The 16,186-nt window shown below is 64.5% G+C and carries 15 protein-coding genes; 14 read left to right on the top strand and 1 reads right to left on the bottom strand.

The genetic code is table 11. From position 1 onward, the window contains the following. Positions 1-15 precede the first annotated feature (15 nt). The 14 genes from C5N93_RS25440 to C5N93_RS25375 all read left to right on the top strand — a co-directional run bounded on the left by C5N93_RS25440 (position 16) and on the right by C5N93_RS25375 (position 14,604). Positions 16-840, top strand: a complete 825-nt coding sequence (locus C5N93_RS25440; protein ID WP_242561461.1) for an aldolase/citrate lyase family protein — start codon at positions 16-18, stop codon at positions 838-840. Positions 841-875: 35 nt separating this feature from the next. After that, complete coding sequence (locus C5N93_RS25435) at positions 876-1,520, top strand: GntR family transcriptional regulator (RefSeq protein WP_242561460.1); 645 nt, start codon at positions 876-878, stop codon at positions 1,518-1,520. A 134-nt stretch (positions 1,521-1,654) separates the two neighbouring features. Continuing rightward, complete coding sequence (locus C5N93_RS25430; protein WP_242561459.1) at positions 1,655-2,050, top strand: DUF2946 domain-containing protein; 396 nt, start codon at positions 1,655-1,657, stop codon at positions 2,048-2,050. 255 nt (positions 2,051-2,305) lie between these two features. Then, positions 2,306-4,453, top strand: coding sequence for a TonB-dependent siderophore receptor (locus C5N93_RS25425; RefSeq protein WP_242561458.1), 2,148 nt, complete (start codon positions 2,306-2,308; stop codon positions 4,451-4,453). Positions 4,454-4,627: 174 nt separating this feature from the next. After that, complete coding sequence (locus C5N93_RS25420) at positions 4,628-4,918, top strand: YciI family protein (RefSeq protein WP_174980850.1); 291 nt, start codon at positions 4,628-4,630, stop codon at positions 4,916-4,918. Further along, entirely contained in the window at positions 4,908-6,002 is a 1,095-nt protein-coding gene (locus tag C5N93_RS25415; RefSeq protein ID WP_150720459.1) for an iron-containing alcohol dehydrogenase, read from the top strand. The genes C5N93_RS25420 and C5N93_RS25415 overlap by 11 nt, the downstream gene beginning before the upstream one ends. Positions 6,003-6,049: 47 nt before the next feature. Beyond that, entirely contained in the window at positions 6,050-6,598 is a 549-nt protein-coding gene (nbaC, locus tag C5N93_RS25410; RefSeq protein WP_150720460.1) for a 3-hydroxyanthranilate 3,4-dioxygenase, read from the top strand. 4 nt (positions 6,599-6,602) lie between these two features. Further along, entirely contained in the window at positions 6,603-6,920 is a 318-nt protein-coding gene (locus C5N93_RS25405) for a YciI family protein (protein WP_242561457.1), read from the top strand. 59 nt (positions 6,921-6,979) lie between these two features. Beyond that, entirely contained in the window at positions 6,980-8,293 is a 1,314-nt protein-coding gene (locus C5N93_RS25400) for an amidase family protein (protein ID WP_242561456.1), read from the top strand. A 63-nt stretch (positions 8,294-8,356) separates the two neighbouring features. Next, entirely contained in the window at positions 8,357-9,286 is a 930-nt protein-coding gene (locus C5N93_RS25395) for a LysR substrate-binding domain-containing protein (RefSeq protein WP_150720463.1), read from the top strand. A gap of 150 nt (positions 9,287-9,436) precedes the next feature. Continuing rightward, positions 9,437-10,540, top strand: a complete 1,104-nt coding sequence (locus C5N93_RS25390) for a porin (protein WP_242561455.1) — start codon at positions 9,437-9,439, stop codon at positions 10,538-10,540. 69 nt (positions 10,541-10,609) lie between these two features. Next, positions 10,610-12,046 (top strand): MFS transporter, encoded by a 1,437-nt coding sequence (locus C5N93_RS25385; protein WP_242561454.1) that lies wholly within the window; start codon positions 10,610-10,612, stop codon positions 12,044-12,046. Positions 12,047-12,061: 15 nt separating this feature from the next. Further along, positions 12,062-13,540: a carboxylesterase family protein gene (locus C5N93_RS25380; protein ID WP_150720466.1), complete on the top strand. Its 1,479-nt coding sequence runs from the start codon at positions 12,062-12,064 to the stop codon at positions 13,538-13,540. A 131-nt stretch (positions 13,541-13,671) separates the two neighbouring features. After that, positions 13,672-14,604: a pirin-like C-terminal cupin domain-containing protein gene (locus C5N93_RS25375; RefSeq protein WP_242561453.1), complete on the top strand. Its 933-nt coding sequence runs from the start codon at positions 13,672-13,674 to the stop codon at positions 14,602-14,604. 27 nt (positions 14,605-14,631) lie between these two features. Here C5N93_RS25375 and C5N93_RS25370 read toward each other — a convergent pair whose 3' ends face one another. Beyond that, positions 14,632-16,179: an MFS transporter gene (locus tag C5N93_RS25370; protein ID WP_242561452.1), complete on the bottom strand. Its 1,548-nt coding sequence runs from the start codon at positions 16,177-16,179 to the stop codon at positions 14,632-14,634. Positions 16,180-16,186: the final 7 nt, after the last annotated feature.

Raw genomic sequence — 16,186 nt, 5'->3', positions numbered from 1 at the left:
CCTAGGGATCTCGACATGTTTCGAAAAAACCTGCTCAAGCAAAGCCTGACGCAAGGACGGAAGACCTTCGGTGCGTGGTTGTTCCTTCCCGGCGCAGATACTGCGGAAATTCTGGGCACCGCGGGATTCGACGCCCTCATCGTCGATCACGAACACACCGCCGGTGACGTGCAGACGACGATCGCTCAGCTACGCGCCATCCGTTCGGCGGGCGACGCCACGGTGCTGGCGCGCGTGCCGTCATGCGACGCCCCGATCATCAAACCGCTGCTCGACGCCGGCGTCGAAGGGTTGCTGCTGCCGACCATCGAGTCCGCCAGCGAAGCCCGGCGACTGGCGAGCGCCGCGTGGTATCCGCCGCACGGCGCTCGCGGCGCCCACTACACGGTGAGCCGGGCAGCGGGCTGGGGAACCGATACGTCCCCCTACCGGGCGAATGCCCGCCGCGAGTTGTTGCTGATCGGCATGATAGAAAGCGCCCGGGGTGTGGCCGCCCTGCCCGAGATCCTTGATGAAAACGTGCTCGACATGATCTTCATCGGCCCGCTCGATCTGGCGGAGAGCCATGGGTTTGGCCCCGCCATGAGTCATCGCGTCGTGCAGGCGGCGATCACCGAGGTGGAGCAACAGGTGCTCGCCCGTGGCGTCTTGCTCGGCGGCGCGCTGCGTCCGGGAGAGACGCCCGCGCAGGCGTATGCCCGGGGCTACTCGTTCGTCACCATCGGCTGTGATTCCGCCTTCCTGCGACAAGCCGCCGAAGCCGGAGCCCAGATCGCAAAGCTCGCGGCAGACGCGGTTCATCAGCCCAAACCGGCGAGCGATATCATCAAGACCCAGTGATATACTTCGCGCACAAAATTGGCGACTCCCGGCGCATGGAAACCACCCCACTGACCTTTGATTCCCTGAACGATCTCAGCCGCGAAATCCGGAGCGATCTTTTCGCGGGCAAGTACTTCCCCGGCGACTGGCTCAAGCAGTCGGACGTCGAGCAACGCTACGGGGCCAACCGGTTTGAAGTGCGCATGGCGCTTAACGAGTTGGCGGTGCGCGGTTTGCTGGAGCACATGCCGAACCGGGGATATCGCATTGCCAGCCAGTCGTCGATCCAGCGCGATCAGTTGTACGAAGTGCGCACCATCATGGAACTGGCCGCGAGCCGCCTGATCGTCGTTCGTGCCACGGCCGATCAGATCGAGGCGTTCGCCGTGCACGTCAACGACTTCGATGCCGCCATCGAAAACAAGAGTCGCGAGGAGCTTCGCGTCATCAACTTCCAGTTGCACGAATCGTTTTATGCGATGGCGGGCAATCCGCTGCTCGCCGAAGAAATTCGTCAGAATCGTGAACGCGGCATCCCGGGACGTACCGGCACGTGGGACACCGTCGCGTCGTTGCGGGCGAGCAATGCCGATCACCTTGCGATGCTCGATGCACTGCGCAAACGCGACGCCGAAGCGCTTTGCGCGGTCGTCTACCGCCATCTGAATCAATGGCGGGCGTTTTCCACGTCGACGTAACCCCCCTTCTCCGGTCTCCTCGTCATCGCGACAAATTGCCGCAAGGCGTCGCATTCATCGCGAATTTGACCGCGATGACAAATTGACGGGCGGGGTCGCGTGATAGCATCCGGGCTCGCCTTCACGAACGCGGCTTGCCGCCGCGCGCCCTGAACATGCCGGTATGGTCACGCAGCAAACGCATCGCATGGATCGGCCTCGCCGCCATGTGGATGCTGCTTTGCGCGCCGCTGATCAGCCAGTATCTGCGCACGCATCCGTCGTCCATCGACGACGCGCTGTCGAGCGCCTTCTGTACCAGCCTCGACGAAGCGGCCGCTCAGGGCCGACACACGCCGATATCTCATGCGGCCAGCGCCGCCTGCGGCTACTGTTCGCTGCTTGCCCACAGCCCGCCACTGCCCTCGGCGTCGCTCACGCTCGCCGATATTCGCGTCGGGGGCATCCGGCTCACCCCATCCCCCGCGCTGACGGTCGTCGGCGCACCGCTGCGCCTCACACCGCCTTCACGCGCCCCGCCTTCGCTCTGATGTTGCGCTGATCGGCTTCGGTCGTTCGCATGCCTGATGGCTCGCCGCTGTCCGTAGTCCATCGCGCCCGATGGGCTCGTACGGACACGTGCGTGCGCATCCGGGGGCGTCCGACCTTGCCGCAACACCTTCTCGAATTACCTCGAATCCCGCTGGCGCCCCGGAAAGGGCGACGGCCTGCACGCGCCTGCGCCCGACCGCATTGGTGACGCTCGCGCGTGCCCCGACAACGATAACGACAACATCAGACGCGTCATGAAAACGTCATTCCCAGTGCGCACCGCCGTCGCGGCGGCCATTGGCTCGCTGTGCGCCTTCGCGCACGCCGCCGACGGCACCACAACCAGCAGCAACCCCGGCAACACTTCGCAAAACGTCCAGCTCCCTGCCACGCAGGTGCAGGCCGATACCGTCAAACCACTCGACGAAACGGTGCAGACCGGCAGCCGTCTCGGCCTGTCGATCAAGGAGACGCCTGCTAGCGTCGAAGTCATCGACCGTCAGCAACTGGTGGAGCGCGGCGACGCCAGCATCATCGACGCCGTGAGCCGCGCGACCGGCATCAATGCGTCGCCCCACCCCGGCAACGGCGGCTCGGAACTCGGTGCGCGGGGCTTCGTGGGCAGCGCCTCCGTCACGCAGCTCTACGACGGGGTCCGGCCGTACGGCGCCATCGGCGTGACCTTCCCGTTCGACACCTGGTCGGTCGATCGCATCGAAGTCCTGCGCGGCCCTGCGTCGGTCATCTACGGTGAAGGCGCCATTGGCGGCGTCGTCAACATCGTTCCGAAGAAGCCCGAGCAGGGCCCGATCGAAAACGAGATCCAGTTGGGCATCGGTACGGAAAAGACCGGCCGGGCAGCGTTCGGCAGCGGCGGCGCGATCACCGACAAGCTCTCCTACCGGTTCGACGCAAGCGCCAACAGCTCCAATAACTGGGTTGACCGGGGTAACTCGCACAACGCGTCGTTCTCCGCTGCGATCAAATACGACGTCACGCCGCGCTTCTCGGTAACGGCGTCGCTGGCCGAAGGCAACCAGCATCCGATGCAGTACTTCGGCGTGCCGCTCGTGGGAGGCCGTCTCGATCCCGCCACGTACCAGAAGAACTACAACGTGGGCGATTCGCTCATCACCTACCGCGACAGCTGGGCGACGCTGGCGGCGTCATGGCGCCCGACGGACGACATCACCATCACCAGCACGCTCTACCGCATGAAGAGCAAACGGCACTGGAAAGACGCCGAGTATTACAACTACGTGCCGTCGTCCGGTCTGGTTCAGCGCAGCAGTTACACCGAGATCCTCCATGACCAGGAGCAGATCGGCAACGTGACGACCGCCACGCTCAAGGGCCATCTGTTCGGCATGGAAAACACCGTCTCGACGGGTTTCGAGTTCAACCACACGACATTCCAGCACACGAACAATTCGCCGTACGCCGGCACGTCGCTCGTCGATCTCTACAACCCGGACCCGGGCAGTTTCGTGAATGTCGCGGGCACTTATCCGAAGTACCGGTCGCAGGCAAATCAGTACGCGATCTTTGCGGAGAACCGCCTGAAGGTCACGTCGCGCTGGTCAGTGATCGGCGGCGTGCGCTATGACCATGCCAGCATCCACCGCGACGATCTCATTGCAGGCAGCGCGTTCTCGAAAGACCTCGGCTACACGGGCTGGCGTGTCGGCACCGTCTATGACGTCACGGCCAATACGACGGTGTACGGTCAGTACTCGGTCGCAGCCGATCCGGTCAGCTCGCTGCTGATGCTCACGCCCGCCAAGGCGAAATTCGATCTCGCCACCGGCAAGCAGATCGAACTGGGGGTGAAGCAGGACTGGCTCGACGGCCGTGTCGACGGCACGCTCTCGGTCTATCGCATCGTGAAGAACAACCTGCTGTCGGTGGACCCGCTCAATCCGTCGCTTAGTTTGCAGGTCGGTCAGCAATCGTCGCGTGGCGTGGAACTGACGCTCGGCGCGCAACTGTCCCGCGACGTTCGCATCGATGCGAACGGCACGTGGCTTCGCGCCAAGTACGATCAGTTCGACGAAAGCGTCGGGGGCGTGTCCGTCTCGCGGGCAGGCAATATCCCGGTCAACGTGCCTCAGCAGATGGCAAACCTGTGGATGAGCTGGCGTTTCGCGCAGGCGTGGAGGGCGAGCGGCGGACTGAAGTACGTGGGCAAACGCTACGCCGATACGGCGAACACGCTGACGCTACCGTCCTACACGACGGTCGACCTGGCGCTCGCCTGGAAGCCGCGGCGTGAGCTCACGCTCACCGGCCGCATCTACAACGTCTTCAACCGGCATTACGTGCAGACGGCCTACTACAACGCGACCCAATGGCTGCTGGGCAACGACCGCCGCGCCGAACTGGTGATGAGCTACCGGTTCTGAGCGTCCCGCACCGCCAGCCGCTTGCCAGTCACTTAACCAAACCGGCAAGCGGCCCGCCGACCTTTTCATTCGACTTGCACGACGACGGTCACGATACTGGACTCATCGCCATCGCCCGGACATGAGCGCCGCTTGCGGCCCCGGGCGTCAGTCAGTTCGGATGAGGAGGTTTCGGTGGAGCGGCAGTACTTTGTCTTTCGAGGGATCGACCACGCCAGTCTGGAGAAGCTGCGCGAACAGCAACTCGCGGCCCACCGCGAATACGTCCGGCGCGCCGATGCCGTGAGGATGCGCCACGGCGGCCCGCTGTTGGACGATGCCGGACGGGTCATCGGAACCTGTCTCGTACTGGAGGCCGACGCCCGCCCCCAGATCGACGCATGGCTGACGAACGAGCCGTTTTTCCGCGCGGGACTGTTCGCCATCGTCTCCATCGAGCAATGGGGGTGGACGTATGGACGCTGATGTTCGCAACGCGCCAGCCACCGGATTCTTGCTCGATCTCAAGGCCCATCGTGTCGTCTGGGGATGGCGCGACGGTCAGGCACTGGCCAACGTACTCGACGACGCCAGCGCAGCCCGGTTCCTGCTGGTCACATCGTCCGCCCGGAGCCGCGACCGGTTTACCCGCCTCGTCACCCCGGCGTTGACGACCCGGTGCGCGGGCGCCTTCACCGGCGCGCTCGAACATGTTCCGCTGCCGAGTGTGGACGCAGGTGTCGACGCTGCACAGCGTCTTGCCGCCGACAGCCTCGTCGCGTTCGGCGGCGGCACCGCGCTGGATACCGCCAAGGCCATCGGGCAGCGACTCGGGCTGCCGGTATTTGCCGTGCCGACGAACTTTTCCGGATCGGAAGTCACGTGGAACTTCGGTCTGACGGTGGATGGCACCAAACAGACGGTGCGCGATCCGGCAGTGCTGCCACGCGCCGTCATCTATGACAGTACGCTGATCCAAAGTCTGCCGCTCGCGCAAGCGATCTGTAGCGGGATAAACGCCGTAGCACACGCCATCGAAGCCCTCTACGCACCGGAAGCCAATCCCTTCACGCAAGCGATTGCCAACGCCGGCATCGCGCGAATGATTCAGGGATTGCGTTCCTGGGCGTCGTTCGCCGACAAACACGACGCCGCCGAGCAATGTCTCGCCGGCGCATGGCTGTGCGGCGAAGCACTGTCGCAGGTCGGCATGGGCCTGCACCACCGGATCTGCCACGTACTCGGCGGCACCTACAACCTCCCGCACGCGAGCGTGCACACCACCTTGCTGCCCTATGTGATCGGCTTCAACCGGCATCACGTGCCCGCGCTCAAACAACTCGACGAACGGTTCGACGGGCTGTCGTTCGCGCCCGCCCTTGCATCGTTTGCCTCAGCGCACGGCGCGCCGGCGTCGTTGCAGGCCATTGGATTGCGCAGGCAGGACATTCCCGACGTTGCCCGCAGAGTCCTCGCCGCCCCCGTTGCCAATCCCCGGCCCGTTGCGGTTACCGACGTCGAAGCCCTGCTGTTGCGCGCCTATCGCGGCGATCTGCTCGAACGCGCCTGACCGGGCGCCGCTTCCATCCCCCAATCCCCATCCGCAGGAGAAGAGACATGAAAATTCCGGACGCTTTCCATCTGGGTCAATGGACCGAACAGCACCTTCCGACATCGCTCGGCGCGATCGGCAATCGCGAAGTGTTCAAGGACACCGACTTCATCTTTCAGGTCATCAAAGGCCCGAACGCCCGCAACGACTTCCACATCGATCCGTGGGACGAAATCTTCTATCAGCTTCGCGGGCACATCTTCGTCGATACGGTGGAAGACGGCCGCGTCGTGCGACATCGCATCAACGAAGGCGAAATCTTCCATCTGCCGAAGCATGTTTTCCATTCGCCGCGCCGCCCGCCGGGTAGCGTGGGCGTGGTCATCGAGCGTCCGCGAAAAGCCGGTGAAGAAGACGGCATCGCCTGGTTCTGCGAGCACTGCGGCAACATGCTGCACAGCGTGTACTTCTGGTGCGAAGACATCGAAACCAGCCTCAAGCAGTACGTCCAGCAGTTCAATGCCGACGAGCATCTGCGCACCTGCAAACAATGCGGCACCACCCTGCCCGACCCCACGACCGTCCCCCAATGGGACGGCGACGACTGGAAGTAACGCCATGCTCTACATCCTCTATTGCCGCGATGACCCGAGCGTCTCGCACGCGATTCGCAGCGCGCACAAGGACGCGCATCTGGCCTATCTCGCACGGCACACCGATCTCATCGTGATAGGCGGCGCGATGCTGGCGGAAGACGGGCAAACGCGCGTGGGCAGCACCCTCATCCTGAATGTCGATCGACGCGAGCAAGCCGAACAGTTCTCGCTCAACGAGCCGTTCCGTCAGGCGGGTTTGTATGCGTCGGTCACCATCACGCGCATGCGGCGCGCGCAGTGGTTTCCCGAGCACGCGCCAAAAACGGTGGAAGGTCAGTGACGTCGGCGCCGTCAGTGCCGTGTCGCACGGGGGCATCGTCGGCATCGCCCCCTTCGGACATGACCTTCACGCGGCACGCCGAAGCGGCCCTCGAACGCGCACTGGCCGACCGGTGGCACTGCCTGTCGGACGTCACCGCCGCCCGCGCGCTGCGCGACGCCGGGGCGCTGGACTCGACCGTTTCCGGCAGCGGGCTGCCGTTGGCCGGCGTGCCTTACGTCGCGAAGAACGCCTTTGACATCGCGGGCATCGTGACGCTGGCCGGTGGACCCTACCCAACACGCCCAACGCTTCCGACGCATCCGACGATCGCCACACCATCACGACACGACGCCGCTCTCGTGCAGATGTTATCCCGCGCGGGGGCCATCCTCGTCGGTGCTGCGCATATGGACGAATACGCCTATGGCTTCCTCGGCGACAACCCGCATCACGGCGCGGTCGTCAATCCGGCCGCACCGTCGTGCTACACGGGCGGATCGTCGAGCGGTTCGGCGGCGGCCGTCGCCGCGGACATCGTACCCTTCGCCATCGGCACCGATACGAACGGATCGATTCGTGTGCCTGCGGCGCTCTGCCGGATCTTCGGCCTGAAACCCACGCATGGCGCCCTGTCGCTGGACGGTTGTTTTGCGCTCGCCCCAAGTCTCGACCACGCCGGCGTTCTCGCCAGCTCCCTCGACATGCTCGCACGCGTCTGGCTCGCGCTGGCCCCCGGGCACGCACCGCCTCCCTTGCAAACGCTCTGGGGCGACGTACGCATCGGATGGGCCAGCGGGCCGTATCGACGGCTAGCCAGCGACATGGTCCGTCATGCGTTCGACGCCCTGCGGCAAAGCGCCGCCGACACGCCAGACGTCGCGCTGCCCGACCCACTCGCATGTCTGGAGACGGCTTCCGTCATCACGGGATTCGAAGCCGCGCAGCAGCATCGCGCGCGATTGGCAACCATGCCGGATCGCTATGGCGAGGCCGTCACCCGACGCTTGCGCGCAGCCATGGCCATTTCGTCGTCCACCTATCAGCGCGCACGCGCGACTCAGCATGCCGTGCGACAGCAAGTGGCAGCGCAATTCGAAACCGCGGGCGTCGACGTGATCGTTGCGCCCGTCGCTCCGGTCAACGGTGTCGTCAAGGGACAGTCGACTTGCAGGCTCGATGGCCGGGAGCTATCGGTGCCCGATGCGCTCGGCCTGTTCACCCGGCCGTTCTCGCTGACAGGATTCCCCGTGATGACCGTGCCCGCGACGGCCGCCCCGCCCGGCATGCCGGGCATGGGCAGTCTGAGCACTGCGATTCAGGTGATCGCCCCACCGGGGCGGGAAGATCGGCTCTTCGCGTTCGCGAGCCAGTGGCAGCGCACGGGATTTTGACGGATAGCGCGTTCGCCGGAAGTTTGCCATTCTTGAACGGTCCATTCAGAAGGGCCGGCGACCATGAACCCGCTCCGTACTCGTCTCAAGATTCGTCATATCCAGGTTGTGCTCGCCATTGCCGACATGGGCAATCTGTTGCGCGCAGCCCAGGTACTCAACATCTCTCAGCCCGCCATTTCCAAGGCGCTGTCGGACGTCGAAGATGTCGTGGGCGAGCGCCTGTTCGACCGGACACCGTTCGGCACCCGGGCCACGCCTGCGGGCGATGCGCTGATTCAGTACGGGCGCAACGTTCTTGCCGACATGGACCGCATGCACGATGCGTTGTCCGCCATCAAACGGGGAGACGCCGGCAAACTGCGCGTCGGCGTCTTCTCACTGATCTCTCAGTGGACACCGTTCATGCGCGCACTCAGTCGTTTGCAGGCCTCCTCGCGTGGCATCCTGCTCACGGTCGAAGACGGCAACATGGAAGACCTCATGCCCAAACTCGACGGCGGCGGCCTCGACATCGTGGTCGGTCGCTATCCGTTCGCCAGTCAGCAGGCACATCACACAGTGAAAGGCCTTTGCGCCGACCGTATCGTCGCCGTGGTGCGCAACGATCATCCGGTGCTGACGCTAGGGGCGATCGGCTTCGACGATCTCGTGCAATATCCATGGATTCTGCCGCCCGAGCGCAATATTGTGCGTCTACAGCTTGAGATGGAACTGGCGGCCTGCGGACTGCGCTTTCGCGACACACCCATCTCCTCGCTGGTGATCCCGCTGAACACCCGCTTCGTGCAGAACACCGATGCCGTCATGCTCATGCCGAGTTGCACAGCACTGGAACATGTGCGAGCCGAATCGCTGGCCATCGTCCCCTTCGACCTGCCCATCAGCGTGGGTCCCCTGATCGCGATCTGGCGAAGCGAGCGCATCGTCGACCGGCTGCGCGACACGTTCGTCAACGCCTTGTCGGCCGAAGCGGAAGGTACCGCCGCGTGACCCGTGGCATCGCTTACCGGATTGGTTAAGTGGCGCGCGCCACAATTCATTATTCTTTCCCCTTCCTGAAATCTACAGTCGATCCAACCCCACCGCAGCCGCACATCGAGTGGGCCTTTCACAGGGATCGACAAGGATGGAGAGGAAGGGATGAAAAGCGATTGGGCGCTCGCGCTGCTCTGCGCGACGTTGGCAACAACGTCACTGACCAGCCACGCGCAAAGTTCTGTCACGCTGTACGGCATCATCGACGAAGGCATCACCTACACCAACAATCAGAACGGCGGCGCCGCCTGGCAAGTGCAAAGCGGCGAGGCCTCCGCGTCGCGCTTCGGCTTTCGCGGCACGGAAGATCTTGGTGGCGGTTATCGTTCGGTCTTCGTCCTGGAAAACGGTTTCGACCCGTCGAGCGGCACCCTCGCGAACAACGGCCGTCTGTTCGGACGTCAGGCCTTTGTGGGCGTCTCGTCGCCATACGGCACCGTCACCCTGGGCCGGCAGTACGATGAAATCGTCGACATGCTCGCGCGTGTCGACGCCAGTCTGCAATGGGGCATCTACTTCGCTCATGCGGGCGACGTCGACAACACCAGCGGTAGCGTGCGCATCAACAACTCGGTCAAGTACACCAGCCCCACCGTTCACGGCGTAACGTTTGCCGGTCTCTACGGCTTCGGCGGTCAGCCGGGTTCGGTCTCGACACAAAGTACCTCGTCTGTCGGGGCGAGCTACAGCGAGGGACCGATCTATCTTGCCGCCGCGTATCTCTACATGAAGAACCCATTGCAAGCCGGGTTCGACAATCTCGCACCGAAAAACGTCATCTATTCCGCCTACGTGCCGTCGGCGACGAGCTGGCGCGTGATCGGCGCAGGCGGGTCGTACAAGCTGGGCGACGTCACGCTGGGCGCCGAATACACGACCACCCGTTTTGCCAATGGCTTCAACAACGCCGACGTGTCGTTCGATAACTACGAGGTGAATGTGGGTTGGGTGCCACGTCCCGATCTGTCGCTCGGCGCGGCGTTCGTCTACACGCACGGCAAGCTCGACGCGACCGGTGCGATACCGAACTACCGGGCCATCGATCTGAATGCGGATTACCTGCTCTCGAAACGCACTGACGTGTATCTGTCGTGCGCCTATCTGAAAGCCGGCGGCGCGGCGCCCGTGGCCGCCATCACCTATATTCCCGCGCCATCGTCCACGCCGACGCAATTGGCGGTGCGTGTCGGCGTTCGACATCGTTTCTGAACTCATGAGCGCCGGCGGCGTTGTGCGACGGCTCGAACAGCCGCCGCCGGTGGTTTGACGGAGAAAGGTATGAGTGAAGTGGTTTTTCCCCCGCAGTCGATCCACGACGTTTTCAATTCCCGCGCGTTCGGCGCACGCCAGTGGACGGTGTTCGCGATGTGCTTTCTGGTGACCGCGCTGGAAGGATTCGATACGACGGTGATCGGCTTCGTCGCCCCTGCCATCTCGGCGCAGTGGGCACTCCCGCCCAGCGCGCTGGCGCCGCTCGTCGGTACCGGTCTCGCCGGGATTCTGCTCGGTTCCATCGCTGGGGGTACGCTGGCCGACAGGTACGGACGCAAATGGGTCGGCGCTGCCGCCATCGCCTGGTTCGCATTGACGAGCCTTGGCTCGGCGCAATCCGCATCGGTCATGCAACTCGTCGTCTGGCGCTTTGCGACGGGATGCGGCGTCGGTGCCGCCATGCCCGTCATGTCAGCACTGGTCGCGGAGTATTGCTCGGACAAGGCGCGGGCCTCGATGCTCGCGGCAACGTTCTGCGGTTTCCTCTTCGGTGCGGCGTCCGCAGGGTTTGCTACCGCGTCGCTGATCGACAGCGTCGGCTGGCGCGGCATGCTGATGCTCAGCGGCGTCGCGCCGCTGCTCGTGCTGCTCGGGTTCGTCGCACGCGTTCCGGAGTCGCCCCGTCACATGCTGGTCAGGGGATGCGGCGACGGCGCCATCCGTCGCACCATGCAGACGATCTTCCCCGATCTCGACACGCGTGGTCTGACGCTGGACAGTGCGAACCGCACCGGGAGGACCGATCCGCCGCGTCACGTGCGTGGCGGCGTTCTCTCGCAGGACCTGCGCACTGGCACCCTGCTGATCTGGGCCGCCGAGTTCTGCGGCTATCTGGTCTTCTTTCTTGTCGGTAGCTGGTTGCCCACTTACCTCAAGAACACCGGTCTGAGCATTGCCGTGGCGTCGCAACTCTCTGCAATGTTTCAGTTCGGCGCGCTGGGCGGTGCCGTGCTGTTCGCATGGGCCGTGCGCCGCATCAACGTGGCGACGGTCGTGGCTGTGGCCTTCGGCGCCGGTGTCGCCCTGATCGTTGCGCTCGGCGCACTTCAGGGTCGTCCCGGCTATCCCGCGATGGTCTTCCTGAGCGGCATGACGGTCGGCGGCCCGCTCATCTGCATCAACACGATTTCGGGGATTTTCTATCCGACAGCGTTGCGCGCGTCGGGCGGGGGGTGGACGCTGGCCATCGGACGTCTGGGCTCGATCGTCGGCTCGATGCTGATCGGCCTGATCGTGTCGTCGCACGCATCGTTCGCAATCGTCTGTCTGTCTCTGGCCGCACCCTTGCTCGTCGCCTGCCTCGCAATGATCGGCATGCGCCCCGCCATGGCGCGCGCCACAGGCGGCATCGGCGCGGGCCTATCCAACACGCCCGCCGCGTCGCGCGCACATCCGGCCAAATCGCTCGGCACGGAACACCCCACGGGCCGCAACGCCCACTAGTCCGTCACCATCGACATGACATCTCAGCTCCCGAACCCGCCGCGCGCCATCTGCGACAGCGGTGAACTGGCCGGCGCGACGCACCATGGCGTCGACGCCTTCTTCGATATCCCCTACGGCACGGCGCAAAGATTCGCGCTGCCTAGTGCGCCGCAACGCTGGCAAGGCGTGCGGGACGCGACGCGCCCCGGCCCCGTCTTCCCGCAGGCCCCTAGTCGGCTGAGCGCCGTCATGGGCGACACGCAGGGCTTTTCACACCAGTCGGAAGACGCGTTCACCCTCAACGTCTGGACGCCGACTTCACGCACCGGCGCGAACAACGCACTCCCTGTACTGGTCTGGATACACGGCGGCGGCTGGCTGACCGGCGGTGCGCCGCTGGATTGGTATCACGGCGACGCGCTTGCGCGCAGCGCGCGTGCGGTCGTGGTCAGTGTGAACTATCGGCTCGGCGCGCTCGGCAATCTCTACCTGCCCGGACAGACGCCCGGCAGCATGGCGCTGCACGATCTCATCGCTGCGCTGCAATGGGTCGGCCGCAACATCGGGGCGTTCGGCGGGGACGCGTCGCGCATCACGGTTTGCGGACAATCGGCCGGTGCGTGGTACACGGCCGCGCTGGCGAGTTCTCCCCTCTCCCGGGATCTGTTCTCCCAAGCGATCCTACTCAGTCTGCCCGGGTCGATCGCGCCACAGACACCGGACGACGCTGAATCACTCGGCCGGCAGTTCTGCGCGATGCTGAACGTCCCCGCCGACCTCGGCACCCTTCGTCAATTGCCGACAGCCGCATTGCTCGACGCTCAGGCTGGCCTGGCGCGCACCAACCCCGTCTTCGCCGATATTCCACCCACCTTTCTTCCCACGATTTCAGACGCGCTCCCGGAAGATCTCATCGGCACACTCGCCGCCAGAGGACCGGCGCTCCGACTGCTGATCGGCACGCTGCCCGACGAGATGGGTGCGTTCTTCTCGCACGACAACCGTGTCAAGGAGGCGAACGACGCCGACACGCTGGCCCGTTATCAGGCGTGCTTCGGTCACCACGGCGCGCAACGGCTGGCGTTGCGCCGTCGCCGCGCGCCCGAACTGCGAAATTACGATCACCTGAACCGCGCGGTATCCGACGCGATTTTCCGTGAGCCAACCCAGCGCCTCGCTCGCGGGCTGTCGAGCGCAGGCGGCGACTGTTTCGTCTACGAGTTCAGGTACGCGTCCGCGATGCCGGACGTCGGCGCATGCCACTGCTTCGAACTTCCGTTCCTGTTCGGTACATTCCCGGCATGGGCGCAGGCGCCGATGTTCAGCGGGCTGCATCTGCCGCAGGCGATGTCAGTCGCTGCGGACTTTCAGGCCGCCGTTCTGCGCTTTACCGAAACCGGAGACCCCAACGGCGACCGGCTGCCGTCGTGGCCGCGTTACAACGGAAAAGCACCGATAGCGATGAAATTCGATCAGGCGCCGTCCACCGGCACGTTCACGGTCGACGACTGACCGGGTATCACGCCGTCGCGCACTGCGATTGTTCCGTCCGCGCAACTTGAAGTTACCGAAGCGCCTATATTCCACGGCGAGTCCGGTCGGTATGCTGTCGTTCATACCAAAGTCAATGGCAGGGACAGCATATGGACAAGACGAGCGACACGGGCGCTTCGGTACGGATCTCCGGCGTGATTCGCGGGCATGACATGACCCTTCGCGACGGCTTCCGGGCGAAGCACTTCGGCGAGCAGACCTTCGGCGGCCTGATGGATCCTGTCGTCATGCTGGATCATTTCCACATGACGGCCCCGACGTTTTCGCCGCATCCGCACGCAGGCATCTCCGCCGTCACCTACATGTTCGAGGACGCTGTCGGCGCCCACGTGAACTACGACTCGCTCGGCAACCACGGCCCGATCCACCCCGGCGCCCTGCATTGGTTCGCCGCCGGTCGCGGCGCCGTGCACACGGAGCAGCCCGAAGGCGACGGGCATCATGTCCACGCGCTGCAAATCTTCGTCAACCTGCCCGCCTCGCAGAAATACGACGCGCCGTATGCGTTCGACGTCGCCCCTGCCGAGGTCCCCGAGGTGCTTGCCCCCGGCCTGCGCGTGCGCGTCGTCTCCGGTGAGAGCAACGGCGTACGTGCTGCGAAGAACGACGAACTGCCGCAACCGTTCACCCTGCTCGACGGCTTTCTGTCGAGCGCCGCCACGTTTCATCACGACCTGCCGCGCGGCTGGAACGCGACCGTCTGCGTGATCTCCGGTGCGCTTCAGGTCGACGTTGCCGGGACGACACGGCAGTTAAGTGCGGGGGATGCCGTCGCCATGGGCCTGAGCGCCGGCGCCAGCCAAGCCTCACTCGCCATCGCCATTCGTGCGGACGCCGGCGACGGCCACTTCGTCGTCTTGTCCGGCCCGGCGCTCAACGAACCGATCGCGAAGCACGGTCCATTCGTCATGAACTCGGTCGAGCAACTCAACGATCGCATCTCGGCCTACCGACGCGGTGAATTCGGCGATCTGGACGATGAAGCCTTTCCGCAACTGAAAACGTATCGCACGCAGGGGTAAGCCATCTAGCATCGCGGCAGACGCCGGTCAGCAAGCCTTTTCGGTCACGGCCGGCGTCACCTCGTGCGTTCGCCCGCCACCGCCAAACGCGACGACACTGAGCAACGCCATTACCCAGGCGCCGGCAACCCCGTACACCATCACTGCGCCGAAACCATGTACGAGTGCCGCATGCGCCGCATGAGCGGCTTGCCCTTGCGGGTCAGCAACCGCGAGCGCATCGAAACTCCCCGCCGCGACTTTCTCCGCGAGCGCGCGCAGTGTTGGCGCATCGACATTCCCCGACAGCGCGCTGGTCAGATGCCCGTGCACCCCCTTGAGCAGAATGAACCCCATCAGCGCGATGTTGACGGCCAGACTGATCAGTCGCGCGCTCATGTCGATGCCCGACGCCATGCCGGCACGGTTGGCCGACACCGCGCCCGTTGCCGTGTTGGTCACCGGCGTGTTCGTCAGCCCCAGCCCCGCGCCGCACAGCAGGCAACCCGGCAGCATCGTGAGCCAACTGGCATGCGCCATGCCCGAGCCGATCTTCATCAGCAAAAAACCCAGACCGATGGTGAACAGACCCAGCGGAATCACGCGACGCGCATCGATTCGCTGCGACAGACGCTCGGCAAACGGCGGCACGACCAGCGTCGGTAACGTGTAAGCCAGCAACGCCCATCCCGCCTCGACGCTCGAATACCCCAGCGCCCCCTGAAAGTAGATCGGCAGGTAGATCATGAACGACCAGTAGCTGAAGTTCATGCCCATCGAGCCAAACATCGCTCCCGAAAAACGGCGAATCCGGAAGACGGAAAAGTCGAACATCGGACGCGGACTGCGCTTCTCGACCCAGAGAAAGGCAAGGAAACTCGCGAGCGTCGCAGCGGCAATGCCCAACGCCTGCGGACTGGCCATGCCGAGATCGGGCCCTTGCGTGATGAAGTACACGAGACCGAACGTTGCCAGCGACAGCGTGACGATGCCCGGCACGTCGAGGTAGTCGGCATGCGGATCACTCGATTCCTGCACACCGGCGAACACCAGCCCGAGCGCCACGATCGCGAGCACCACATGCACAAGAAAGACCCACTGCCAGTCGGCGACGGCAACGATCATGCCGCCGACGATAGGGCCGAAGCCGAGTCCGATGCCAAAGATGATGCCCCAGGCGCCGAACGCCTTGCTGCGCTCCTGCCCTTCGCGGAACTGGTGCGAGAGCAGTGCCACCTGACAGATCAGCATCGCGCCCCCGCCCATGCCCTGCAAGAAGCGGCTGACGATCAGCACCGGCGCACTCTGTGCCAAACCACAGGCGAGCGACGTCAGGGCGAACACCACGATGCTGATCACGTAGACGCGCCGGCGTCCGAAGCGGTCGGCGAGCGTACCGGTGGCCATCAACACCGTCGTACAGGCGAGCGTGTACGCGTTCATGATCCACTGGATGTCCTTGAAGTCGGCGTGCAGCACGCGCTCAAGGGTCGAGAGTATCGTCGGTATGCTTGAGATTTCGAGGCCGAACATCAACGATGTCAGGCAGATGGCGGCGAGCGCCAGCGTATTTTGGGGGGCGCGAGAGCGTGTCATGAGTATC

Origin of the sequence: Pandoraea sp. LA3 (genome assembly GCF_022696215.1) — a bacterium.
In the GTDB taxonomy this organism is placed as follows: Bacteria; Pseudomonadota; Gammaproteobacteria; order Burkholderiales; family Burkholderiaceae; genus Pandoraea; species Pandoraea capi.
The sequence above is the reverse complement of the archived record's forward strand: the minus strand, read 5'-3'. Positions and strand labels throughout refer to the sequence as shown.